At 42.5% G+C, this 23,185-nt stretch carries 23 protein-coding genes; 8 read left to right on the forward strand and 15 right to left on the reverse strand.

The genetic code is table 11. From position 1 onward, the window contains the following. Positions 1 to 25: 25 nt before the first annotated feature. Together uraH and ACE01R_RS03080 are read right to left on the reverse strand one after the other, a co-directional pair. Positions 26 to 424 (reverse strand): hydroxyisourate hydrolase, encoded by a 399-nt coding sequence (gene uraH / locus ACE01R_RS03075; protein ID WP_395546034.1) that lies wholly within the window; start codon positions 422 to 424, stop codon positions 26 to 28. Positions 425 to 538: 114 nt separating this feature from the next. After that, positions 539 to 1,327 (reverse strand): rRNA large subunit pseudouridine synthase E, encoded by a 789-nt coding sequence (locus ACE01R_RS03080; RefSeq protein ID WP_395546035.1) that lies wholly within the window; start codon positions 1,325 to 1,327, stop codon positions 539 to 541. A gap of 195 nt (positions 1,328 to 1,522) precedes the next feature. On the opposite strand from ACE01R_RS03080, the gene icd reads away from it, so the two are divergent. Both icd and ACE01R_RS03090 read left to right on the forward strand, forming a co-directional pair. Continuing rightward, positions 1,523 to 2,776, forward strand: coding sequence for an NADP-dependent isocitrate dehydrogenase (icd, locus tag ACE01R_RS03085; RefSeq protein ID WP_395546036.1), 1,254 nt, complete (start codon positions 1,523 to 1,525; stop codon positions 2,774 to 2,776). Between the two features lie 153 nt (positions 2,777 to 2,929). Next, the gene (locus ACE01R_RS03090; RefSeq protein WP_395546037.1) at positions 2,930 to 3,475 is read left to right on the forward strand and encodes a M23 family metallopeptidase; all 546 of its coding nucleotides are present in this window, start codon (positions 2,930 to 2,932) and stop codon (positions 3,473 to 3,475) included. An 11-nt stretch (positions 3,476 to 3,486) separates the two neighbouring features. On the opposite strand, the gene ACE01R_RS03095 is transcribed toward ACE01R_RS03090, so the two are convergent. Next, the gene (locus ACE01R_RS03095; RefSeq protein WP_395546038.1) at positions 3,487 to 4,665 is read right to left on the reverse strand and encodes a YbfB/YjiJ family MFS transporter; all 1,179 of its coding nucleotides are present in this window, start codon (positions 4,663 to 4,665) and stop codon (positions 3,487 to 3,489) included. 229 nt (positions 4,666 to 4,894) lie between these two features. On the opposite strand from ACE01R_RS03095, the gene ACE01R_RS03100 reads away from it, so the two are divergent. Then, positions 4,895 to 6,871 carry an acyltransferase family protein gene (locus ACE01R_RS03100; protein WP_395546039.1) on the forward strand — a complete coding sequence of 659 codons (1,977 nt, stop codon included), beginning with the start codon at positions 4,895 to 4,897 and terminating at the stop codon, positions 6,869 to 6,871. 74 nt (positions 6,872 to 6,945) lie between these two features. On the opposite strand, the gene ACE01R_RS03105 is transcribed toward ACE01R_RS03100, so the two are convergent. Next, positions 6,946 to 8,376: a pyridoxal phosphate-dependent aminotransferase gene (locus ACE01R_RS03105; protein WP_395546040.1), complete on the reverse strand. Its 1,431-nt coding sequence runs from the start codon at positions 8,374 to 8,376 to the stop codon at positions 6,946 to 6,948. 228 nt (positions 8,377 to 8,604) lie between these two features. Here ACE01R_RS03105 and msrB point away from each other — a divergent pair, with 228 nt between their 5' ends. After that, positions 8,605 to 9,024: a peptide-methionine (R)-S-oxide reductase MsrB gene (msrB, locus tag ACE01R_RS03110; protein WP_395546041.1), complete on the forward strand. Its 420-nt coding sequence runs from the start codon at positions 8,605 to 8,607 to the stop codon at positions 9,022 to 9,024. Then, entirely contained in the window at positions 9,021 to 9,503 is a 483-nt protein-coding gene (locus tag ACE01R_RS03115; protein ID WP_395546042.1) for a glutathione peroxidase, read from the forward strand. The genes msrB and ACE01R_RS03115 overlap by 4 nt, the downstream gene beginning before the upstream one ends. Before the next feature lie 186 nt (positions 9,504 to 9,689). Here the strand turns inward: ACE01R_RS03115 and dapC are convergent, their stop codons facing one another. The 5 genes from dapC to ACE01R_RS03140 form a co-directional block, all read right to left on the reverse strand. Further along, entirely contained in the window at positions 9,690 to 10,859 is a 1,170-nt protein-coding gene (gene dapC / locus ACE01R_RS03120) for a succinyldiaminopimelate transaminase (RefSeq protein WP_395546043.1), read from the reverse strand. Between the two features lie 25 nt (positions 10,860 to 10,884). After that, entirely contained in the window at positions 10,885 to 13,551 is a 2,667-nt protein-coding gene (glnD, locus tag ACE01R_RS03125; protein WP_395546044.1) for a [protein-PII] uridylyltransferase, read from the reverse strand. 30 nt (positions 13,552 to 13,581) lie between these two features. Continuing rightward, positions 13,582 to 14,787: a formate-dependent phosphoribosylglycinamide formyltransferase gene (gene purT / locus ACE01R_RS03130; protein ID WP_395546045.1), complete on the reverse strand. Its 1,206-nt coding sequence runs from the start codon at positions 14,785 to 14,787 to the stop codon at positions 13,582 to 13,584. A gap of 177 nt (positions 14,788 to 14,964) precedes the next feature. After that, positions 14,965 to 15,312 carry an L-valine transporter subunit YgaH gene (gene ygaH, locus ACE01R_RS03135; protein WP_395546046.1) on the reverse strand — a complete coding sequence of 116 codons (348 nt, stop codon included), beginning with the start codon at positions 15,310 to 15,312 and terminating at the stop codon, positions 14,965 to 14,967. Beyond that, the gene (locus ACE01R_RS03140; protein ID WP_395546047.1) at positions 15,302 to 16,057 is read right to left on the reverse strand and encodes an AzlC family ABC transporter permease; all 756 of its coding nucleotides are present in this window, start codon (positions 16,055 to 16,057) and stop codon (positions 15,302 to 15,304) included. The genes ygaH and ACE01R_RS03140 overlap by 11 nt, the downstream gene beginning before the upstream one ends. A gap of 104 nt (positions 16,058 to 16,161) precedes the next feature. On the opposite strand from ACE01R_RS03140, the gene ACE01R_RS03145 reads away from it, so the two are divergent. Together ACE01R_RS03145 and ACE01R_RS03150 are read left to right on the forward strand one after the other, a co-directional pair. Then, a complete protein-coding gene (locus tag ACE01R_RS03145; RefSeq protein WP_395546048.1) occupies positions 16,162 to 16,632 on the forward strand; it encodes a hypothetical protein in 471 nt (156 codons plus the stop codon). 229 nt (positions 16,633 to 16,861) lie between these two features. Then, entirely contained in the window at positions 16,862 to 17,038 is a 177-nt protein-coding gene (locus ACE01R_RS03150) for a hypothetical protein (RefSeq protein ID WP_395546049.1), read from the forward strand. A 135-nt stretch (positions 17,039 to 17,173) separates the two neighbouring features. Here the strand turns inward: ACE01R_RS03150 and ACE01R_RS03155 are convergent, their stop codons facing one another. Continuing rightward, complete coding sequence (locus ACE01R_RS03155; protein ID WP_395546050.1) at positions 17,174 to 17,875, reverse strand: Crp/Fnr family transcriptional regulator; 702 nt, start codon at positions 17,873 to 17,875, stop codon at positions 17,174 to 17,176. A 102-nt stretch (positions 17,876 to 17,977) separates the two neighbouring features. Between ACE01R_RS03155 and ACE01R_RS03160 the strand changes: the two genes are divergently transcribed. Further along, positions 17,978 to 18,511, forward strand: coding sequence for a DUF962 domain-containing protein (locus tag ACE01R_RS03160; protein WP_395546051.1), 534 nt, complete (start codon positions 17,978 to 17,980; stop codon positions 18,509 to 18,511). Between the two features lie 68 nt (positions 18,512 to 18,579). Here the strand turns inward: ACE01R_RS03160 and ychF are convergent, their stop codons facing one another. From ychF to ACE01R_RS03185, 5 genes are all read right to left on the reverse strand, one after another. Then, positions 18,580 to 19,671 carry a redox-regulated ATPase YchF gene (gene ychF / locus ACE01R_RS03165; protein ID WP_349929394.1) on the reverse strand — a complete coding sequence of 364 codons (1,092 nt, stop codon included), beginning with the start codon at positions 19,669 to 19,671 and terminating at the stop codon, positions 18,580 to 18,582. A gap of 114 nt (positions 19,672 to 19,785) precedes the next feature. After that, positions 19,786 to 20,445 carry a methionine ABC transporter permease gene (locus tag ACE01R_RS03170; protein WP_395546052.1) on the reverse strand — a complete coding sequence of 220 codons (660 nt, stop codon included), beginning with the start codon at positions 20,443 to 20,445 and terminating at the stop codon, positions 19,786 to 19,788. Beyond that, on the reverse strand, positions 20,426 to 21,496 hold the full coding sequence (locus tag ACE01R_RS03175) for a methionine ABC transporter ATP-binding protein (RefSeq protein WP_395546053.1): 1,071 nt from the start codon (positions 21,494 to 21,496) through the stop codon (positions 20,426 to 20,428). Before ACE01R_RS03175 ends, ACE01R_RS03170 begins: the two co-directional genes overlap by 20 nt. Before the next feature lie 10 nt (positions 21,497 to 21,506). Next, entirely contained in the window at positions 21,507 to 22,343 is an 837-nt protein-coding gene (locus ACE01R_RS03180; protein WP_349929400.1) for a MetQ/NlpA family ABC transporter substrate-binding protein, read from the reverse strand. Positions 22,344 to 22,354: 11 nt separating this feature from the next. Then, positions 22,355 to 23,185 (reverse strand): MetQ/NlpA family ABC transporter substrate-binding protein, encoded by an 831-nt coding sequence (locus ACE01R_RS03185; RefSeq protein ID WP_395546054.1) that lies wholly within the window; start codon positions 23,183 to 23,185, stop codon positions 22,355 to 22,357.

Below are 23,185 nucleotides of genomic sequence, written 5' to 3' on the forward strand. Positions count from 1 at the left end.
TTTTTTAATTAAGTTTGTTAATTTTTTAATTCCCCCGATACGTTGAATAACCATAAGGACTTAATAACAGTGGAATATGGTAATGCTCTAAATTACCATCAATCACGAACACTACAGGCACTTCTGGAAAGAATGAACGCTGGTTTTTTGCCTTAAACCAGTCACCGGTTTTAAAGGTCACTTTATAAATGCCTTTCTGAAGAGTTGTATCTTTGGGATATAAGTCCGTAACCCGGCCTTCACTATTGGTTTTAGCTTCATGGAGCTTGGTCCATTTATCACCTTGTTGGGCTTCTAATACCACAGCAACATTTGAAGCAGCTAAACCTGTATCCAGATTCAATACATGAACACTTAAAGGATTTTGAGCAAAACTCAAAGTCGAAAAAACTGCGACTAAAACGGCAAGGATAATATTTTTCATAATAGGCCGACTTCAATTTCAACTTAAAATTAGTCTACATAATATAAAAAAACAATATATTTGGATTGTGTATTAAAAAAGGGTGCTTATGCACCCTTATTGTAATCTCAGTGATTAACCGCGACCACGCCCACGACCACGCGGCGCTTTGGTATTCGGACGCGTTGTACCGTTAGTTTTACGACGTGGTTTCTCGCTTTCATCCATTTGCCAGATACGTTTAGTCCCTGATTTTTTTACAGAGCCATCTTTGTTCTTGCGAACCATTGGCTTACCGCCTGTACCACCCGGTTTTTTCACATAAGAACGTGAACGATATGGTTCTTCGGCAGGTACATCTTTAAAGTCTGGATATAACAAAGGTTCGATTTCTTTGGTTTCACCCGGTTGTAAACCCAACTGAACAAGATCGATTGAACCGATTTTAGTACGAATCAAACGTAAAGTTGGAAAGCCTACAGCAGCAGTCATACGACGAACCTGGCGGTTACGACCCTCACAGATTGAAATTTCAACCCAAGATGTAGGAACAGACGCGCGGAAGCGAACCGGTGGATCACGTTCCCATAACCATTCGGGTTGTTGAACCTTGATGGCTTTGGCGGGAAGAGTCATACCATCTTTCAGTTCAACACCTTTACGGAGCTGTTCAAGTGCTTCTTCAGTCACATCACCGTCAACCTGGACCAGATAAGTCTTAAACTTTTTGTTGGCAGGGTTAGTAATGTATTGGTTTAAACCACCGTGATCGGTTAAAAATACTAAACCTTCAGAGTCCATATCAAGACGACCAGCCAAACGCAATGTTGGATCGTCCACGAAGTCAGACATCGTCATGTGTGCTTCGTCTTTACGGAATTGGGAGAGGACGTCATAAGGTTTGTTGAGAATGACGATTTTCATAGGAAATGACTTCTTTAATTACATAATACTAAAAAAGGTTAAGTTTTATTCAATGGGGAAATGTTGTTATTTCCCGTATAAATCTTAAACACAATGGAATTCAATTAAACTATTATGCGTTAAGAAAGGATGAAAGTATTGCCCAATCGGCAATTATTTTTAGATATCGCTAGATACAAAGGGAGAACCTATACAATGGGTTATCAGAAGATCGTTGTTCCTGCGGATGGTAGCAAAATTACCGTAAACGCAGACTTGTCACTCAATGTCCCAAACAATCCTATTATTCCTTTTATTGAAGGCGACGGTATTGGTGTAGATATTACACCTGCAATGAAAGCAGTGGTTGATGCTGCAGTTTTGAAAGCTTACGGTGGCAAACGTTCGATCGAATGGATGGAAGTCTACTGCGGCGAAAAAGCAGACAAAATCTATGGTACTTACATGCCAGAAGAAACTTTCGAAGCACTTCGTGAGTTTGTGGTTTCTATTAAAGGTCCATTAACTACTCCTGTCGGTGGTGGTATCCGCTCTCTAAACGTTGCATTACGCCAGGAATTAGACCTTTACGTATGTGTACGTCCAGTTCGCTGGTTTGAAGGTGTACCTTCTCCGGTTCAACATCCTGAACTGACGGACATGGTAATTTTCCGAGAAAATTCTGAAGATATCTATGCGGGAATTGAGTGGAAAGCGGATTCGCCAGAAGCTAAAAAAATAATTAAATTCCTGAAAGAAGAAATGGGTGTGACTAAAATCCGTTTCGAAGAGAACTGCGGAATTGGGATTAAACCGGTATCTAAAGAGGGTACTCAACGTCTGGTTCGTAAAGCCATTCAATTCGCGATTGATAATGACAAGCCTAGTGTGACGCTGGTCCATAAAGGCAACATCATGAAGTACACCGAAGGTGCATTCAAGGAATGGGGCTATGAAGTTGCTCTGGAGCGTTTTGGCGGTGAACTTCTGGATGGCGGTCCATGGGTTAAAATCAAAAATCCTAAAAACGGTAAAGACATCATCATTAAAGATGTCATTGCAGATGCATTCTTGCAACAAATCCTGATGCGCCCATCGGATTACTCAGTGATTGCCACCCTGAACCTAAACGGTGACTATATTTCTGACGCGCTTGCGGCAGAAGTAGGGGGGATCGGTATTGCGCCTGGTGCCAACATTGGGGGAGCAATTCAAATGTATGAGGCGACTCACGGGACTGCACCTAAATATGCGGGCCAAGACAAGGTCAACCCGGGTTCAATCATCCTTTCTGCTGAAATGATGTTGCGTGACATGGGCTGGAATGAGGCTGCTGACTTGATCATCAAAGGTATTTCCGGTGCGATTGCGAATAAAACAGTGACGTATGACTTTGAACGCTTAATGCCGGACGCGACTTTGTTGCGTTGTTCTGAGTTTGGTCAAGCCGTGATTAACAACATGGAATAAGTCCAAAACTTAAACCTTGTGTTAGAAAAACCCGCCACTTGTTGCGGGTTTTTTATATTTACAGAAATGCTCTTTCATTCAATAGAATTAAAAACTTAAGATGAGATGGATTACATATTTTCATTCTTGAAATTAATGCATCAGCATCGAAAAATGTTCAATAAGATTTCCTGCCTGAGTTTAATCATTGTATTCATGTTGCTTTCAGGCTGTCAGCCACCAGCATCGGGTGAAGCAGCAGGCATGCGTTATCCTATTTTATATATGCAATTACAACAAATGGACTTGCCTGCACAGCTTGCAATGCCGATCAAAGATATACAGCCCCGGCAAATACAAGATACTTGGGGAGCTGCGCGTAGCGAAGGGCGTAAGCATGAGGGGATTGATATTTTTGCCAAGAGAGGCACGGCGGTACAAAGCACTACCCAAGGACTTGTTCTGCAAGTGGGTAGCAACAATTTGGGTGGAAAAGTCGTGTGGATTTTGGGGCCAGATTTAAGCCGTCATTATTATGCCCATTTAGATGGTTATGCAGCCCAAATTCAGGCAGGCGATTGGGTAGAAGCAGGTGAGATCATTGGTTATGTGGGCAATACTGGAAATGCTGAAAATACCCCGCCACATTTGCACTATGGAGTTTATGTGAATGGGCAAGGTGCTATTAATCCTTATCCGTATTTAGTGCCGGCTTCCTAAATATACAATGATTATGTTTGTTCACTGGTTTTGAATTTATTCGGGCGTGTGTTCCAGGCCAATTGTAAAGTTCCAAATAATAGAACCACCGCAGCCAAGATAAACTGTTGATGATAAATCACACCAAAATGTTGCAGGGTGCTAAAGCTTAATCCACCAATCAGTTGCACGGATGCAAAACACAGCGTTGCAATGCTCCAGAGCTTTTTATAAGCCAGCCCATAAAGCTGTAAAATGGTATAGGACGTCAAAAAAACCACTGCCGGATTGAGCATTCCAGTAAAAAAGGAAGAGGCAAAAGTCAGAAGCGGACTGGTGTTTAAGGTTGCAATAAAAATGGCCACAATATACAAACTGTAAAGAATTTTCAGGGTGAAAAAATTGCCAAATTTTCTCGCCAGTGAGTAAGCGGCAAAAGCCCCCAAAGCACTGCCTAAGCCATAAAGAATCCAGTTCAAGTTGATCCAGAACAGATTCAGTTTCAACTCATGGTTGAGATAGTCAATCCAGAACAGGGAGTGTGGAATATAGGCAAATGCGCTACATGCATACACGATTAGCAGGCTATAAAACAGGGTGTTTAGGGTAACTTTGGCTTGATTTGGGGTGGGTTGAGCAGCTAAATGCTGTTTAAATTGCTGCAATAAAAACCTCAGGCAGATACAAATCAGCAATGCAAAACCACACAGAATCAGCCAAGCAGTCTGTATCGAAATTTGATCCAGATAAGGCAAGAAAAGCGTAGCCAATAAAACCCCAAGACCAATTCCGCTAAAACCAATAAAATTGATTTTAAAACGATCCTGAACGTCACAACATTGGGCCACCACACTCGGGGATAGAATCATCAGTAGTCCACCACTGATTCCCGAAATCACACGCCAGAAGAGATACCATGCCTGAGGGAAATTTGCAAAAGCACAGCACATTAAACTGAACATGCCTGCAATGGCGGCCATTTGAATATACAGGGCCATACTCCTGTCTTGAGGCAAACGCATGGCGGTAAAAGCACCGATTAAATAACCTAGCAAGTTAGCACTACCTAAAAGACTGGCGAATCCTGTGGTCCAGACAAAGGCTTCACGTGTGCTAGGTAACAATGCGGTATAAGAAAAACGTAAAATTCCAATCCCTAGACACATGCTTAAGCATAAAAAAATACTCAGTTTAAGATTGTTTGAGGACATCCTTGTGCTCACAATATTTATTATTCATCAATCATATAAATAGCATGAGTACCGAACAATAAATAGGATCAGAACTTACAAACCTTATAAAAAATCGATGTTCGAGTTATTAAGCAATATTTAATACGAGTCTTATAAAATTGGGTGACATGTAACTCTTTATTTTGAAAATTGAATTTTTTCAATAAAGGCATACAATGCCGCTACTTTATTGTACTTTTTTGAAATTATGAATTTCTCCTATCGCGCTGATATTGATGGCTTAAGGGCGATCGCGGTTTTATTGGTGATTTTTAACCACATCGGAATATCTTTCTTTTCTGGAGGATATATAGGTGTTGATGTCTTTTTTGTGATTTCAGGTTATTTAATTACCCTCATTTTAACCCATGATATTCAGTCCAAACGGTTTTCTATCGCACGGTTTTACAAGAAGCGTGTGGTACGTCTAGCACCAGCTTATTTTACCGTGCTCAGCGTTGTGAGTGTCATTGCATGGCAAGTGATGCTACCTGGTGAGTTGACCCAATATTTTGACAGCGTCATGTATGCGACCTTGCTCATGGCGAATATCTATATGCGCAATGAGGTGGGAGATTATTTTAGTCAAGGTGCTGAAGGTATACCTTTATTGCATCTATGGTCGCTGGGGGTGGAAGAACAGTTCTATATTTTCTGGCCTTTATTGTTATTGCTGTTTGTTGGAAAGGTGCCGCGTAAATATACCTGGGCTATAGTCACGACATTAATTGTGACCTTACTGTTTTATGCCCAGCACAAGTTGACTCAAAATGTAGAGAAGGCCTATTACAGTATGCCGGTACGTGCCTTTGAATTGCTCATCGGTGCATTGATTGGCTTTCTGCCACAGCTCAAGTTGCCAAAAAAAATAGTGCAAACTCTGGTTTGGGGTAGTTTAATCGTATTGTTTGCGGCCGCAGTGTATTTTGATAAACAGACACCTTTTCCTGGAGCAATGGCTCTTATCCCATGTTTGGCGACAGCGCTGATTATTTATCTAGGCCAATGTTCACCCTCAAGTAATGTATTACTGAGTAATCGTTTGAGTACCTGGATCGGGAAAATTTCCTATCCTTTGTATTTATGGCATTGGCCTATTATCGTGTTATTCGGCATCTATATGCGGCCATTAAATGCAGAAAATCAGGTGGTGATTGTATTATTATCCATCATGCTGGCATTTTTAACCTATCAGCTGATTGAAAAACCAAGCAAACGTTTTGTGATGGCAGCAAATTACAAGATGATTATCATCGGTTTTCTGCTGCCAGCCATAAGTTTTATTGGCATCGCCAAGATCGTCAATATCAATGAAGGTTTTCCAGACCGGTTTTCACATTCTGTTTATCTCAAACAAGAAGCGCTCAATTCATTTGCGCATATCATCCGAAATAAATGTATGGATATTGAGGACCCCAAAGCCTTACCCGATCAGGATGATTGTGTGTTGGGCAAAACGAAAGCCAGCATCGATTTTTTATTGCTCGGTGATTCTCATGCAAACGGTTATACAGCGATGCTGGATGTATGGGCTAAAGATGCGAATTTACGCGGTTATGACATCACGCAAAGTTCAACTTTCTATTTACCGGGGGTACAGCGTTCAGAGGCGAATTTTAATCGGTGGACTAAACTCGACAAGTTTGCATTCAGAAATCAGGCGATTACTGCACATCTTGCCAGAACCCATTATCCAACCATTATTTTGGCAGGTTCATATGTGCCGTATTTTAGTGATGAAGTGAAACTGGAAGATGGTGTTCATCATTCAAATGAGGAAATATTTAAAACCAGTTTTATGACAGCTCTAAAGATTGCCTATCAGTCCAGTGATCAAGTCATTCTGCTTAATGATGTACCGCGCTTAGATCAAGACGGAGTACCGGCAGATTGTAATCTTCGCAATGAAATTTTAAATACGCATGCGCAATGTACGATTTCTAGACGGAATTATGAGGCACAACTTATAAAATTTAATCGAATTGTTGCAGAAGCAAAACTGAAATACCCTAACTTAAAAATCATTGATCCGACCAAGGTCATCTGTAATCAGCAGGTATGTAAAATTATGATTAATAATGTGCCTTTATATCGAAATAAAGACAGCAATCATATTAATGATCAGGGTTCTAGACAGTTAGGCATTGAATATTTAAAACAATATGGCAATCCGCTCAAAGACTAGCACAGGCTAACAGCAGGCATAAAAAACCGCGTTTTATAACGCGGTTTTTTTTAGCTATTTTAGAAATTAGGAAATTAACGCATTTTTGACAGGAAACGGCCTAAACGGCTAATGGCTTCACGTAATTCATTTTCGGCAGGCAAGAACACCACACGGAAATGATCTGGAGTCGGCCAGTTGAAACCGGTTCCCTGAACCAGTAATACTTTTTCTGCACGCAATAAGTCGAGCATGAATTTTTCATCATCCTGAATTGGATAAACTTCCGGATCCAGTTTAGGGAAGCAGTACATGGCACCTTCTGGTTTTACGCAAGATACACCTGGAATTTCATTCAACATTTCCCAGGCAATATTGCGTTGTTCGTATAAACGACCACCCGGACGAATCAGGTCATTAATCGACTGATAACCACCCAATGCTGTTTGAATCGCGTATTGCGCTTGATGGTTGGCACAGAGACGCATAGATGCCAACATGTCTAAACCTTCAATGTAGTCCATTGCACGTGATTTATCACCGGTAATGGCCATCCAGCCTGAACGGAAGCCGGCAATACGATAGGCTTTAGACAAACCATTAAACGAGATACAAAGTTGATCACCCGCAAGCGCAGCTACAGCGACATGTTCAATGCCGTCATAAATAATTTTGTCGTAAATTTCGTCTGCAAACAAAATCAGGTCATATTTTTTTGCCAGATCAACGATTTGTTGCAATACATGACGTGGGTAGACCGCACCGGTCGGATTGTTTGGATTGATAATCACAATACCACGAGTATTTGGCGTGATTTTACTTTCCATATCAGCGATGTCTGGATACCAGAAGTTTTCTTCATCACATTTATAGTGAATCGCGGTACCACCAGATAAGTTTACAGCAGCTGTCCATAATGGATAATCTGGCATTGGAACCAGCATTTCATCGCCATCATCGAGCAAGCCTTGCATCGCCATCACGATCAGTTCAGATACGCCATTACCGATATACACGTCATTCACGTGCATGTTCAGGATGCCTTTTTGCTGGTAATACTGACAAATCGCTTTACGCGCAGGGAAAATCCCTTTTGAATCGGTATAACCTACCGCATTGGGCAAGTTTAAAGCGACATCATTAATAATTTCTTGCGGCGCTTCGAAACCAAATGGGGCGGGGTTACCGATATTCAGTTTAATAATCTTATGCCCGGCCTCTTCCATTTCGTTGGCCGCTCGCAACACTGGCCCGCGAATGTCGTAGCATACGTGCTCGAGCTTAGACGATTTCTTAATTTCGCGTGGGGTGTGGAAAGTGTTCGGCATTTTTATGTTCTCGGAAAGAGTGGAGGTCACTTTTGCATAACGGTATAAATAGCTTTTAAATGTCTCGGTTGTTACCAGATCGAGATGATGTTCATCTCTGAGTAAAGCAACAATTTTTTCATGCGTAAAACCTGTCTGTTGATATTGTTTAATCACAGGCAGCAGATTTTTAAAAATTACGCTCTTTTTCTGCGACATTTTTTAATCCTGAGCAAGAGTAGGACTAAGCCTAACACTAAATTTGCTTACAAAAAAGCATTTAATTTTCAGAATTGCTTACCATGATTTTATATTTGCTTACTTTTTGCTTTTTGAGTCATTATATTGATTTTGTAAATTGTTGAATAAAGACTAGAAATTTAAGATTGAATGACGTAAATATACGATTATCCTATTTTAAATAGCACGATATAAAGGGACGTCATCATGGGAAAACTCAATAAAACAGAAAGAGAATGGCAAAGAGAGTTATCACCAGAAGAGTTTCGCATTACGCGACAAAAGGGGACGGAGCCAGCATTTACCGGTAAATACTGGAATACCAAGCAGGAAGGGACTTATCTTTGCCGTTGCTGTGGGACAGAATTATTCTCTTCCGAAACTAAATATGACAGTGGTAGTGGCTGGCCAAGTTTTTATCGCCCTGTAAATAGTTCGGTCATTGAAGAACATCAGGATTCGACGCATGGTATGGTCAGAACTGAAATTGTTTGCCATCATTGTGGCGCACATTTAGGCCATGTTTTTGAGGACGGTCCACAACCTACAGGATTGCGCTATTGCGTAAATTCAGCTTCTTTAGAATTAAAAACACAAGAAAAAAATGATGAGGAAACATATCCATGACCAACATTTATCAGTTTGAAGCTGAGTTGTTAGATGGAAAAAATAAATCATTTACCGATTATGAAGGTAAAGTTTTATTGATTGTAAATACTGCAAGTAAATGCGGTTTTACTCCCCAGTTTGCAGGTCTTGAAAAATTGTATGAAAAATACAAGGATCAGGGGTTTGAAGTATTGGGCTTTCCCTGCAACCAGTTTGGTGGGCAAGATCCGGGCTCCAATGAACAGATTGGTGCATTCTGCCAAAAAAATTATGGCGTGAATTTCCCCATGTTTGCCAAAGTGGATGTTAAAGGGCCTGAAGCGCACATTTTATTTCGCTATTTGACTAATAACAGCAAGGGAATTTTAGGCAATGGCATTAAATGGAATTTTACCAAATTCTTGATTGGAAAAGATGGCAAAGTACTGAATCGTTTTGCACCAACGACTAAACCGGAAGAGCTGGAAAGTGAAATTGAAGCGGCTTTAGCCAAGTAATTTTAATAATAAAAACATATAAAGGGCGATTCATGAATCGCCCTTTATCATTTTATACGCTGGGAAATCTATTTCACTTTCATCAATAGATTGAAATAGGACGGATCATTTAATTGATAGGCTACAACGCAATCATCCACTGTAAAAACAGTGGATGATTGTTGAGCTTAATGCTTATTTAACCCATTAAAGAATAGCTTTCAGACGCTGAATGGCTTGTTCACATTGGGCAATATCGGCCACCAATGCCATACGGACATGATTTTCACCCGGATTGCCTTGTGCAGTATCACGTGACAGATAACGGCCTGGCAGGACTTTAATATGGGCTTTTTCCATCAGCATTTTGGCAAAGGCTTCATCATTATCGACTTTAAGCCAGTAATAAAAACCAGCATCCGGTTTTTTCAGTGGCAATAACTGACCTAGCTCATTTTGGAATAATTCAAATTTGGCGCGATAAAGTTTACGGTTTTCTTCTACATGTGCTTCATCATCCCATGCCGCAATTGACGCCAGCTGGTGCTGAACCGGCATGGCAGCCCCGTGATAAGTACGGTATTGCAAATAAGGCTTAAGTAAGTCTGCATCACCTGCAACAAAACCTGAACGCATACCCGGCAAGTTTGAACGCTTGGAAAGGGAATGGAATACGACACAGTTTTTGTAGTCGTCACGGCCGATTTCCGCACAGACTTCAAGTAGACCTACTGGTGCTTCATCAAACCAGAGTTCTGAATAGCACTCATCTGAGGCAATGACAAAATTATATTGGTCTGAAAGCGCAATCAGTTTTTTAAATTGCTCTTTTGACAATACTGCACCCGTCGGATTGCCTGGGGTACAGACAAATAGCAGTGCAGTTTTTTCCCAGACTTCTGCAGGAACCGCATCAAAATCACCCAGATAGTTATTTTCTTCTGTGCAATTAATGAAGTAAGGTTTGGCACCCGCAAGCAAGGTTGCACCTTCATAAATTTGATAGAAAGGATTCGGCATCACCACATAAGGCGCATCTTCACGGTTCACTAAAGCCTGAACAAAAGAAAAAATGGCTTCACGAGTTCCAGAAACTGGCAATACATTGCTCTCTGCACTGATGCTATTGAGCTTGAAGCGACGTGTTAACCAGTTGGCAATGCTTTGACGTAGCTCAGGCAGACCTTTGCTGTTTGGGTAAGTTGATAAATGCTGGAAGTTATCAATAATGGCCTGTTTCACAAACTCGGGTGCCGGATGCTTTGGTTCACCAATCGATAATGGAATGAGTGGTAAATCTGCGGGTTGAATCCCCTGAAAAAGTTTATTTAACTTTTCAAAAGGATAAGGATGCAATAATGACAAACTAGAGTTCATGAAATCGATACCGCGTAAATTTAAGTTAATGTTGGCCAGAGACTAGACTTGAGGCTTCATCCAGAGCTGACTTCAATTGGGCTGCAAAAGTTTCAGCTTCTGAATCGGACATTGGGCTGCCATCTTTTTTGGTGACAAAGAAAATATCTTCTGCACGCTCACCCAGGGTGGCAATTCTAGCAGAATGGATATCTAAACCCTGCATCATAAATAAACCACCTACTTTAGCAAGTAAACCTGGATGGTCGAGCGTTGCAATTTCCACCATGTTTTGCTGTAACGCAGCATTCAGGGTGATATCGACGGTATTTTCAATATCAAAATGGCGTAACTGGCGTGGAATACGACGCTGCATTAAACCAGGATATTTATCTGAGTGGCTTAGCGCTTCCACCAATGCCTCAATAACCGTTTGTTCACGCTCAGGGTCTGTCAGCAAGGTACCAAAACGATCCAGCACCACATAGGTGTCCAGACTAAAGGCAGTTGATGCGGTGATAATCCGAGCATCCTGAACGTCCAGATTCATCCGGTCCAAAATGGCAACGGTGGTGGCAAATAAATTCGGTTGATCCTGAGTATAAATAAAGATCTGTACTGCATCTTGTGCCGACTGACGATGGGCACGCATCAAGACCAGAGGCTCAGTGTTGTTGCCATGTTGCAAGATGGCACGGGTATGCCAAGCAATTTCATCGGCGGATTCTTTAATAAAGTATTCATCGCCCAGTTCTTGCCAGACTTTTTCCACATCGGCCAGAGAGAAGTCATTGACCAACATTTCACTGGCAGCAAATTTGGTGTCTTCAATCAGCATTTGATAATCGACCGGATGTCCAAGACCGGTACGAATGACATCACGTGCATGGGTATAAAGCTGACGCATCAGGGAGGCACGCCATGTATTCCACAGTTTGGGATTGGTCGCGTTAATATCTGCAACGGTTAAGGTATACAAATAATCCAGATGTTCCATATCACCGAGTTTTTCTGCAAAATCTTGCACCACGTCTGGATCGGAAATATCTTTTTTCTGTGCAGTCATAGACATAAGTAAATGACTTTGAATCAGCCAGGCCACCAGATTGCATTCACGTTCAGTAAAGCCATGTTTACGACAGAACTTGATTGCATCTTCTGCACCCAGTTCACTATGGTCACCGCCACGACCTTTGGCAATGTCATGGAACAAGGCAGCAAGATAAACAATGTCGCGACGGCGAAGACGCTGGAACACCGAACTGACCACCGGAAAATCTTTGGCAAATTCAGGCTCTTTAAAGCGATTTAAATTACGCAGCAATAATAGGGTATGGGCATCTACGGTATAGATGTGGAACAGGTCATATTGCATTAGCCCCATAATTTGACCGAATGCCGGAATATAATTGCCTAGCACACCATAACGCTTCATCGCCACCAGTGTGTCATACAGGCGATGCGGAGAACGGATAATTGCCATGAACAGGGCCTGATGTTCGGGGTTATCGCGATAAGCTTGATTAATGCGCTTGGCTGCCAGGGTGAGCAGGCGTAAGGTACGGGCACGGATGCCTTCAATTTCAGGACGGTTGGCTAATAAATAGAAGATTTCCAGGATTGCACTGGGACGTTCCGAGAAAATTTTATGATGCTGTACCGCCAGTTTGCCATCCACCAGTTTGAAGTTTTCGTTAATTTCTTCAATTTTGCGTTCGTAGTTAGGCAAACGTGGAGTAATCACAGATTCATTAAAGTAAGCAAGCAGCATTTCATTTAATGTCGATACCTGCTGCGCGCTACGATAATAACGCTTCATAAACTGTTCAATAGGATAATTGGGTGATTTACCTTCTTCACGGGTATAGCCAAATAAAGCTGCAATATCTCGTTGATAATCGAACAACAACCGGTTTTCATCGCGCTTGGTCAGACGGTGCAAATGATGGCGAATTTCCCACAGAAAACTTTCAGCTTCTTCTAGAACACCCAGTTCGAACTCTGAAATAAAGCCTAAATGCACCAGGTCATAAATACGGTTGACCCGGAAATGGCGTTTGGCAATCCAGCCGATCTGATTGATGTCGCGAATACCGCCCGGTGCATTTTTAATATCCGGTTCCAGGTTGCTTTCGGTATTGTTGTGCTGAGCATAGCGTTTGGCCTGTTCATCCATTTTGGCATCAAAAAAGGTTTTATCAGTCCAGGTTTGCGAAACAATACGGCGTGGCCATTTGGCTAAATGCGGGTTGCCACTAATTAAACGTGATTCAATCAGCGCGGTCGCGACGGTTAAATCATTGGTGGCCTGTTCAACACATTCGGAAATGGTACGTACGCTAATACCAGGTTTGAAATTACCAACATCCCAAAGCGAGGAAATAAAAGTGGAAATCAGTTTTTCCTGATCGGGGGAAATTTCATCTTCCGATAAAATCATGATATCGACATCGGAATAAGGCAGCATTTCCCGACGGCCATAACCACCCACCGCAAATAAACCCAGATCGGTCTGATCAAGTTCAGCATGTTTCCATAGGAACTGTAGTGCTTCATCAATCAAATTGGATCGGGCCAAAATGACTTCACGCATCGACTGTCCATTTTCAAAACCTTCCTGAAGCTGATTTTCAACATCGGCGCGCCATTGATTGATCGCCTGAATGTCATGGTTACTTTTAACGTAATTCAGCAGAGGAGAAGTATTGATCATGAACAGTGGTCCGTTAATAAAGTGGCAAGTTTAGTTTTGTTGAACACTGACTTGAGACGCTGTCTCTAGTGCAAGTTCACGCGCCTGATCTGTGGTTTCAGCACGTGCAGTTGCGACCCCCATGCGGCGACGTTTAAAACCTTCGGGTTTACCAAAAAGGCGTAAATCGGTGTTTGGATTTGATAAAGCAAGATTTAAGCCAGAAAAAGACAAATTGGTATCATCAACACCTGCATAAATGACGGCACTGGCTGCAACACTATGGCGAGAAGTATTCACCGGCAGGCCTAAAATGGCACGTGCATGCAGTTCAAATTCACTCTGGAATTGTGATGCGAGGGTGACAAGTCCTGTGTCATGCGGACGTGGAGATACTTCACTAAACCATACTTTGTCACCTTTGACAAACAGTTCCACACCGAATATACCGCAGCCACCCAAAGCCGCTGTAACTTTATGGGCAATACGTTTTGATTCTTCTAATGCCGCAGCCGTCATGGCCTGAGGTTGCCAGCTTTCCACATAATCACCCGAATCTTGGCGATGTCCGATCGGGTCGCAGTACTGGGTTTCAATTTCACCAGTTTCCGCATTTTTGGCCCGAACGGTCAGTAAGGTGATTTCAAAGTCAAAATCAATTTGCGATTCCACAATCACTTTACCCTGATTGACGCGTCCACCGGTCTGCGCGTATTCCCATGCGGCATCAACTTCATCAAAGTTCTTAACCCGTGATTGTCCCTTACCGGAAGAAGACATTACCGGTTTAACAAAGTTGGGATAGCCAATATCATCACAGGCTGCACGGAATGATTCAATCGAGTCGGCAAAACGGTAAGCTGAGGTCGGCAAGCCCAGTTCTTCTGCAGCCAGACGGCGAATGCCTTCTCGGTTCATAGTCAGATTGACTGCTTTGGCTGAAGGAATCACGGTGGCAATATTTTGTTGTTCTATTTCTACTAAAACCTGAGTCGCAATGGCTTCAATTTCAGGCACAATCAGGTTGGGTTTGATTTGTTGGATGAGTTGTTTGAGTTCTTCGGCATCTGCCATGTTTAACGTATAAGAATAATGGGCAACGTGCATCGCAGGAGCATGATCATAACGGTCAGCAGCGTGAACTTCTACACCTAGGCGTTGTAAAGAAATCACCACTTCTTTGCCTAATTCTCCCGAACCTAACAATAAAACTTTAAAAGCAGAAGATTGAAGGGGAGTACCAATGGTCACGCTCATGTGAATCGTCCTTGCTAAAGTGGGCTTTTAGCATAGCAGAACTGTTCGGGGTGTTAAGAGCGGTTTCACATAAAATAATGATATTGTCCAACAATTTTATTTATAAGGTGTTTGGTATCTTTAATTTTAATCCCTCTCTAAATCTCCCCCTTTAAAAAGAGGAGATTTTTAAGAAACTTAGAAGGAAACAGGCAAATAGGTGTAAATCAAACCATAGGTCAAAGCGGCTGTTAAAGTCGCCGGGACAATTTTCTTAAACTTGAAATACAGTCCGGTCAGGGTAAGAAAACCGATTAGCATGGCAAAGCTTTTATTGGGGCTTTCCATCAGCGGAGGCAAGGTGGCTACCACCAGCATAGAACTGATCGCAGCAATGCCGATACTGCCTAAAGCAATTTTGATCCACACTGCACCGCGCTTTTGTGAATGTTGCTGGCTTTTTTGAATGATATAGAAAGGGCCAAAACGAGAGGCGAAATTGGCAATCCCGACGATGATGCCCACCAGAATAATTTCAAGATTCATGTGCTTCTCCAAATTCGTCATCATGCTGTTTTAAAACATAATGCTTAAACAGGCCAGCTAAAATACCCGATAAAATCCCAATAAAAATGGCCGCAGACAAATTAATGAAATAGCAGGCAATCGCTGAAACAATTAAACAGACCGTGACAATAAAAGTATGTTTCTTTTCAAAGGCAGCGAGCAGGAAGCTGAGGAATAAAGCCGGCAGCAAGAAATCCAGTGCGGCTTGTAAAAATTGCGGTAAGGCACTGACCTGATCAGCAAACAAGCCGCCCAAAAATGAACCTAAGGCCCAAGACAGCCAGCTAAATAGGCTCAAACCCAGCATCCAGGACTCAGACCACTCTTGGCGCCGTTGTGACAGTTTAATCATCCCTGAGGCAAACACTTCATCGGTTAAACCCCAGGCCCAGACGGCGGTTTTCTTTAAATTCAGCTTGTCCTGAATCAGGTTTTGTAGGGCTGGGCCGTAAAGCACATGTCGAATATCTAAAGCAATCACGGTGAGGGCAGTCATCCAGATGGAGGTGCCACTGCCCAGTAAAGCGACAACCAGAAACTGACTGGCACCGGCATACATGGAGCAGGATAAAAACAGCGCTTCCCAAGAGCTAAAGCCGAACTGGCTGGCCGAAACACCGAAAGCAAATGAAACGGGAAGATAAGTAAAAATAATGGCTTGACTGTCTTTAGCACCTTGCCAAAAGCCAGCAGCTTGAACTGGAGGAGTTTTGTGTTCAGACACGACACACCTTTGCGGGAGAGTTGAACAACGGGTCAAATGATGATTGAGTATTGTACTCGAATTCACTAGCATAGTGCCGAATTGTTTATCTGGGTGAGCCTGATATGTTGATGTTAAAGACACGTGGAATGCTGATTGTTTCTTTATTATGCAGTAGTGTTTTGCTGCAGGCTTGTGGAAATGATGGCGAAAAAGCTGAAATTAAACCCGCACCTAAACTAACCAATGATGCAACGACCTATGCCAACGAAGCCTGGAAATTCATTAATCAGGTGGATGGTCTGGTCTATGCCAAAAAACTGGATGTATTGGAAGAACAGGTCCGTAAACCTGCGCGCAAGCTTAGTACCGACTGGCGCATTAATGTCAAAATGACCGATTCCGTGACTGAAGGTAAATATGCCTTATGCCGTAAGGCATTGACCAGTCTGGAAATTTGGGCACGTGAAACCATGGAGAACTCCGGTTCAGTAGCGCAGAAACAGGCCGATTACGAACGTGATAAACAGCAATGTAAAGGTGCGATCGAGCATCCGCAGCTGGGCAATACAGATCCGAAAAAAGTCGGTGTTTAAATGCAAAGCAGACGAGGCAATGGCCTCGTTTTTTTATGCCTTAAATTTTATGGTATTTCCTTTTATTTATAGTTTTAAAGAATGAGTAAGAGAATAAAACGATAACCTAATAAATATATAAAATTATCACTAAGTGATAAAATATTTATAATAAATTGCAAATATTACATAGATATTTTGATTTAATTCTAAATATATGCAACTTTAAAAATCATTAGGAGTAAGCAAGATGTTTAATAAAGTGTTTTTATCAATAAGTATGGCTGTATTTTTGAGTGCTTTGAGTAGTGTCACAACAGCAGCAGAGCCGTTACAGGCCATTCAGTCATCATCGGATAATGAATATGAAGTTGCACCATGCACCAATGGTTTTGATGATGTCAATGTCTGTCAATTACGTTCATAAGCACAATGTATAAAATAGATGAATCATCAGGCAAGTCATTCACCTGTCATGCTTGGCAGTGGAACGGCTTATACTGCAACGGTATATATCTCTGAATCATCTTGGTCTTTTTCAATATTTGATTCATCTTCCGATTTAAATATTGGGAAAAGCATGCGCGATGCGATGCAGTTCCGCTACATCCAAAATTTCAATTTTCCTAAAAGATACGCACAAAATATTTTGCTGTTCCAACGCTTGTAGTTCCTGATTGATTGTCTGTCGGGAGCAGGTCAGCATTTGTGCCAGTTGTTCCTGAGATAAATGGATGACATTGTTTTCAATCCTTAAATGATTGCCATAGCCATTTAAAATAAACATCAAACGTTGTGCCAAACGCTGGCTGATGTTTTGAGTTTGAATTGAAATCAGTTCCAAAAAAGCAAAGCGTAACTTTTGACTGGTCAATTGCGCAATGTGATACCAAAAAACCGGATGTTGTTGTAGCAGTGATTGCAGGGCTGTACTCGGTATATGCAGGATCAGACTTTTTTGAGTTGTAATCGCATCGTGGGAACGGGGCTGGGCATCCACCAGCGAGATTTCGCCAAACCACATAATTGGTTCAACAATTGCAGCCACCGATTCCTTGCCATGAATATCAATATAACCCAGGCGAACGGCACCCTCTAAAACAGCATAGATGCCATTGAATGAATCACCGGCATGGAAAATGGCTTGTTCCTTGTCAAAATGCTGCTGCACAGCACGACTCACAAGAAAGTCTTTAAACAGAGCAGGCAATTGTGCAAACCATGCATTTTGCTGTAAATGTTCAATATAAATGGGTTCGAGCACTTTAATTCCTTTTTTAAGCTCAGTTGTCGGCTAGCTGACAACTTGTCCTGATATTTTTTTATATAGTGAAATGAAAATATAAGTCTAACAAGGAAGACGGTCATGACCAAATTAGAACAATTACTGAGCCAGTATGCTGCATACCATCTGGATCAGAAAAATATTTATACCCATTTTGTGGGTATTCCACTGATTGTATTTTCAATTATGTGCCTGACTGCACGTGCCGGTGTGGTCATTTCAGGTGTCGAGCTGACTTTGGCTTTAGGATTACTATTGGCAAGTACAGTGTATTATCTCAGCCTGGATCGCATCTTTGGCCTGATCATGTTGCTCATCTATGCGCTTGCTTATCCATCTGCTTACAGGATTGCGCAGCTGGATATGACGGTCTGGTTAAGCATGAGTATTGGCATTTTTGTGGTAGGATGGGTATTCCAGTTTGTGGGTCATTTTTATGAAAAGAAAAAACCGGCTTTTATGGATGATGTGATTGGTCTGGCAATAGGCCCTTTATTTGTCCTGGCTGAAATGGTGTTTATGTTCGGGTTTCGAAAAGAGCTGGAGCAACGCATGCTGGCAGAAGCTCGTAAGCAACGCGCTGTAATGGATGCCAAGACCGTGAATCTGAACTGAAAAAAGCTCGAAATAAAAAAGCCAGCATCATGCTGGCTTTTTAAGCTGTTTTGAAACGTCAGAATGACTTAAACGTTAAAACGGAAGTGCAGCACGTCACCGTCCTGAACCACGTAAGTCTTACCTTCCAAACGCCATTTACCGGCTTCTTTCGCGCCAGCTTCGCCATTGTATTGAACGAAATCATCATAAGCAATACATTCGGCACGAATAAAGCCTTTTTCGAAGTCAGTGTGAATTACACCCGCTGCTTGAGGTGCCGTTGCCCCGACTTTGACTGTCCAGGCGCGAACTTCCTGTACACCTGCAGTGAAGTAAGTCTGTAAGCCAAGCAGGCTGTAACCGGCACGAATCACGATATTCAGACCTGGTTCTTCCATGCCCATCGCTTCAAGGAATTCAGCGCGGTCTTCATCTTCAAGCAATGAAATTTCAGCTTCAATCTGGTTGCACAGTGGAACCACAATCGCATTTTCTTCTGCTGCCAATTTTTTAACGGCTTCCAGATGCGGGTTGTTTTCAAAACCATCTTCAGCAACGTTGGCAATATACATAGTCGGTTTTAAAGTCATTAAACCAAAACCACGTACCAGTTTGCGTTCATCATCATCAAGATCGGCTGCACGTGCAGGCTTACCTTCATCCAGTAAAGGCAAGATTTTGTCCAAAACGGCTTTAGTGGCAACAGCATCTTTGTCGCCACCTTTTGCAGATTTAGCCAAACGCGTAACCGCTTTGGTCACAGTTTCCAGGTCAGCCAATGCAAGTTCTGTATTAATCGTCGCGATGTCATCAAGCGGATCAATTTTGCCGTTCACATGAATGACATTTTCATCTTCAAAACAACGGACCACGTGTGCAATCGCATCGGTTTCACGGATATTTGCCAGGAACTGGTTACCCAAACCTTCACCTTTAGAGGCACCGGCAACCAGACCGGCAATATCCACAAATTCCATCGTGGTCGGAAGCACGCGTTGTGGTTTAACGATTTCCGCAAGTTTATCCATGCGTAGGTCAGGTACAGGAACGATACCGGTGTTTGGTTCGATGGTACAGAACGGGAAATTTTCTGCAGCAATAGCAGCTTTAGTCAATGCATTGAAAAGTGTAGATTTACCAACGTTCGGCAAGCCGACAATACCGCAATTAAAACCCATGAAATAACTCACACAGTGTTATATATAAAAATTGCAGACGATTTTACATGAAAGCCATGACAAAGTCAGGTCATGGCTAGGTGGTTTATTGAAAACTCATAAAATTGGTAGGGTTTAAATTTTGCGTTTATCCAGCTGGCTGGAGATGGAATCGCCTGTGGCCTGAACCAGCATGACCAAAATGACTAGTACGACAATCACGGCCAGCATAATCTGCATGTCAAAACGCTGATAACCATATCGGTAAGCAATATCACCCAAGCCGCCTGCGCCAATGGCACCAGCAATCGCCGATGAGTTGATCATGGTCACCAAGGTCACGGTAAAGCCTGCCACAATCCCGGGCAGGGCTTCCGGTAGCAGCACATGCCAGATAATCTGCTTGCGGTTACAGCCAATCGCTTGAGCGGCTTCAATCAGCCCCTGATCGACCTCGCGTAAACTGACTTCTGCAATGCGGGCAAAGAAAGGTGTGGCTGCCAAGGTTAAAGGCACTACCGCGGCCCAGACCCCATAACTGGTACCGACAATCCAGCGGGTGAGTGGAATGAGCGCTACCATTAAAATTAAAAATGGTACTGAACGGGTAATGTTAACCACCCAGCCCAAAGCCTGATTGATGCTTTTGGACGGATAGATGCCATGTTCGGAAGTGCTGACCAAAATGACCGCGATGGGCAAGCCAATGATAAAGGCAACAAGCGCAGATACCCCCACCATCAATAAAGTGTCAATTGTGCCTGTAAGTAATAAATCAATGAGCTGGTCGTGCATAGCCAATGACCTCAATCTGTGCAATGTACTGTTTTAATTTCTGCTGGAGTAGTGTGGTATCTACATGTAGATCAGGGATTGCCACAATAAAACTGCCAACCAGATGGTTCTGGATGCTATCGATATGACTCTGATAGAGATGAACCGGATGATCGAATTGCTCGAAAATTACTTTCAAATCTGGTGAATGTTGAACACTGGAGGCATAACGTAGTTTGATAATGCTATGCGTGGTGTCAGCAGTGACTTGCGGACTGATCGCAAATGGCAATTCCAGCTGTTCCAGATTCAGCAATTCCTGAGTAATCTGCTGTTGCGGATTGGAAAAGACCGACCACACTTCACCTGCTTCGACAATTTCACCATGTTCAATTACCACCACCTGATCACAAATTTCACGAATGACCTGCATTTCATGAGTAATCAGCACAATGGTGATGCCGAGCTTCTGATTGATTTCCTTGAGCAGAGACAGCACCACAGAAGTGCTTTCCGGGTCCAGGGCAGAGGTGGCTTCGTCACAGAGCAAAATTTCTGGATGGTGAACCAGCGCCCGGGCAATCCCGACACGCTGCTTTTGTCCGCCGGATAACTGGGACGGATAGTTGTGTGCTTTTTCACTCAAACCGACCAGTTGCAGGACTTCATTGACCCGCGCTTCAATCTCGCCTTTGTTATAATTGGCGACTTTCAGCGGCAGGGCAACATTTTCCCATACGGTCTTGGCCGACATTAAATTAAAGTGCTGGAAGATCATGCCAATACGCTGACGCAACCGGATCAGTTCAGCATGTTTCAGTTCCGCCAGATCTTGCTGGTGAATATGGATATGTCCTTCACTGATCTGCTCCAGACCATTTAAAGTACGCAACAATGAAGATTTACCTGCGCCACTTTTGCCGATAATGCCAAAAATTTTGCCTTCCGGAATATCCAGGTTGATGTTCTTCAAGGCATGTACAGATTGTCCTTGTACTTCATAATATTTATTCAGGTTTCTGATCTTGATATGGGGAACAGAGAAGTCCACCTGTGAACCAAAACTCACCATTTTATTCTCCTTATTTCCAGCCTTCAAACCACATGCCCGTACCAAAATCCCGGTCTAAAATTGTTTTTACTTTTGCAGAGTTCTGGAAAGCTTTGACAAAGGTTTCGAGTTTTTTATCGTGATCGACATAATCTTTTCGGGTGACAAAAAGAATGGCGTATTTCTTATCCACCGGATCTAAAAACAAGGCACTGTGAGGATCGGCTTTTTTCGCCATATTTAAATAATGCGGAAAACCAAAAATCAAATCTGCATCGTCATAGGCAAGAGCCGTTTGCGGACCTTCTACTTCTAAAAATTTAAGCTGTTTTGGATTGGCCACAATATCTTGCAGGGTTGATAGCTCATTATGGATATCTTTGATTTGAATCAGACCAGCACGATGCAGCAAAATCAATGCACGAGCCGAGTTTACAGGATCACTGGGAATCACCACACGTGCATTTTTGGGCAAGGCATCTAAGGATTTATATTGCTTGGAATACAAACCGACATGGCTGCCACTGCCTATGCCAAAAGCATGCAGGTCATAATGGGTTTGTTGAACCGCATTCTTTAAAAACACGCTTTGCTGGAAAAAGTTGGCATCAATATCGCCATTTTGTACCGCAACATTGGGAGCCTGCCAGTCTGAAAACTCCACTAGTTTGACATGAATGCCATCTTTCTCTACTTCTTTTGCAACTGTCTGTAATAGTTCCGCATAAGGTGGGCTAATACCAATCGTCAGGACATTATCCTGTTGCTGGTTTTGCACATAACGATAGGTTATTAATCCTGCAATAATGACAACGACAGTCAGGCCAATCAGCAGTTTTTTAAGATTCAGTTTGGAAACTTGAGACATGATTTAAATCCTTATTTCCAGCCCGGGAACCAGAGTTTGGCACCGAAATCTGCATCCAAAGCCTGTTTCACTTTTGGCGAGTTCTGATAAATATCGACAAATTTTTTCAGCTTGTCATTTTTATCTTGGTAATCCTCACGCACGGCAAACAGGATGGCATAACGGTTGTCCTTGTTAGAGTCAAATAACAGCGCCTGTTCAGGATCAGCTGTTTTGGCTAAACGTAAGTAATGCGGATAGCCAAAAGCTAGATCGACGTCATCAATGGCACGTGCGGTTTGAGGGCCTTCCACTTCGACAAACTGCAATTTTTTCGGATTGGTTGCGATGTCTTTTAGGTTAGACAGATGGTTTTTAGGATATTTCAGGGTAATTAGTTTTGCCTGTTGTAAAAGCAGCAGCGCACGGCCTTGGTTTACAGGGTCGTTTGGAACTACAACTTTCGCACCATCTTTTAACTCATCAAAGCTTTTGATTTTTTTGGAATATAAGCCTACATGCGTTGCTGCACCTTTGGCAAAGGCTTTGATTTTAAAGTCGGTTTCTTTTTTGGCATTGTCTAAAAAGGGTTGATGCTGGAAGAAGTTGGCATCAATATCACCATGATTAAGGGTAATATTGGGCGTATTCCAGTCGGAAAATTCCACTAATTTGACATTCAGGCCTTGCTGTTTGGCTTCAACTGCTGCCACCTGTAAAGGCTTGGCAAATGAAGGGCTAATGCCAATCACCAGTTCATCCGAAGTGGCTTTTTTTTGTTGATTCCAGACCACCAGCCCAATAATGACTGCGGCAATAATCACCCCAATAATGGTGAATTTGGTTTTCGCTGTTTGTGCCAT

The sequence above is a fragment of the Acinetobacter sp. BSP-28 genome, from assembly GCF_044130285.1.
Lineage (GTDB): Bacteria > Pseudomonadota > Gammaproteobacteria > Pseudomonadales > Moraxellaceae > Acinetobacter.

What these genes read in the sequence shown, in the direction of transcription:
- uraH (WP_395546034.1), bottom strand. Translation starts at nt 424, where the DNA reads ATGAAAAATATTATCCTTGCCGTTTTAGTCGCAGTTTTTTCGACTTTG.
- ACE01R_RS03080 (WP_395546035.1), bottom strand. Translation starts at nt 1,327, where the DNA reads ATGAAAATCGTCATTCTCAACAAACCTTATGACGTCCTCTCCCAATTC.
- icd (WP_395546036.1), top strand. Translation starts at nt 1,523, where the DNA reads ATGGGTTATCAGAAGATCGTTGTTCCTGCGGATGGTAGCAAAATTACC.
- ACE01R_RS03090 (WP_395546037.1), top strand. Translation starts at nt 2,930, where the DNA reads ATGTTCAATAAGATTTCCTGCCTGAGTTTAATCATTGTATTCATGTTG.
- ACE01R_RS03095 (WP_395546038.1), bottom strand. Translation starts at nt 4,665, where the DNA reads ATGTCCTCAAACAATCTTAAACTGAGTATTTTTTTATGCTTAAGCATG.
- ACE01R_RS03100 (WP_395546039.1), top strand. Translation starts at nt 4,895, where the DNA reads ATGAATTTCTCCTATCGCGCTGATATTGATGGCTTAAGGGCGATCGCG.
- ACE01R_RS03105 (WP_395546040.1), bottom strand. Translation starts at nt 8,376, where the DNA reads ATGTCGCAGAAAAAGAGCGTAATTTTTAAAAATCTGCTGCCTGTGATT.
- msrB (WP_395546041.1), top strand. Translation starts at nt 8,605, where the DNA reads ATGGGAAAACTCAATAAAACAGAAAGAGAATGGCAAAGAGAGTTATCA.
- ACE01R_RS03115 (WP_395546042.1), top strand. Translation starts at nt 9,021, where the DNA reads ATGACCAACATTTATCAGTTTGAAGCTGAGTTGTTAGATGGAAAAAAT.
- dapC (WP_395546043.1), bottom strand. Translation starts at nt 10,859, where the DNA reads ATGAACTCTAGTTTGTCATTATTGCATCCTTATCCTTTTGAAAAGTTA.
- glnD (WP_395546044.1), bottom strand. Translation starts at nt 13,551, where the DNA reads ATGATCAATACTTCTCCTCTGCTGAATTACGTTAAAAGTAACCATGAC.
- purT (WP_395546045.1), bottom strand. Translation starts at nt 14,787, where the DNA reads ATGAGCGTGACCATTGGTACTCCCCTTCAATCTTCTGCTTTTAAAGTT.
- ygaH (WP_395546046.1), bottom strand. Translation starts at nt 15,312, where the DNA reads ATGAATCTTGAAATTATTCTGGTGGGCATCATCGTCGGGATTGCCAAT.
- ACE01R_RS03145 (WP_395546048.1), top strand. Translation starts at nt 16,162, where the DNA reads ATGTTGATGTTAAAGACACGTGGAATGCTGATTGTTTCTTTATTATGC.
- ACE01R_RS03150 (WP_395546049.1), top strand. Translation starts at nt 16,862, where the DNA reads ATGTTTAATAAAGTGTTTTTATCAATAAGTATGGCTGTATTTTTGAGT.
- ACE01R_RS03160 (WP_395546051.1), top strand. Translation starts at nt 17,978, where the DNA reads ATGACCAAATTAGAACAATTACTGAGCCAGTATGCTGCATACCATCTG.
- ychF (WP_349929394.1), bottom strand. Translation starts at nt 19,671, where the DNA reads ATGGGTTTTAATTGCGGTATTGTCGGCTTGCCGAACGTTGGTAAATCT.
- ACE01R_RS03170 (WP_395546052.1), bottom strand. Translation starts at nt 20,445, where the DNA reads ATGCACGACCAGCTCATTGATTTATTACTTACAGGCACAATTGACACT.
- ACE01R_RS03175 (WP_395546053.1), bottom strand. Translation starts at nt 21,496, where the DNA reads ATGGTGAGTTTTGGTTCACAGGTGGACTTCTCTGTTCCCCATATCAAG.
- ACE01R_RS03180 (WP_349929400.1), bottom strand. Translation starts at nt 22,343, where the DNA reads ATGTCTCAAGTTTCCAAACTGAATCTTAAAAAACTGCTGATTGGCCTG.
- ACE01R_RS03185 (WP_395546054.1), bottom strand. Translation starts at nt 23,185, where the DNA reads ATGGCACAAACAGCGAAAACCAAATTCACCATTATTGGGGTGATTATT.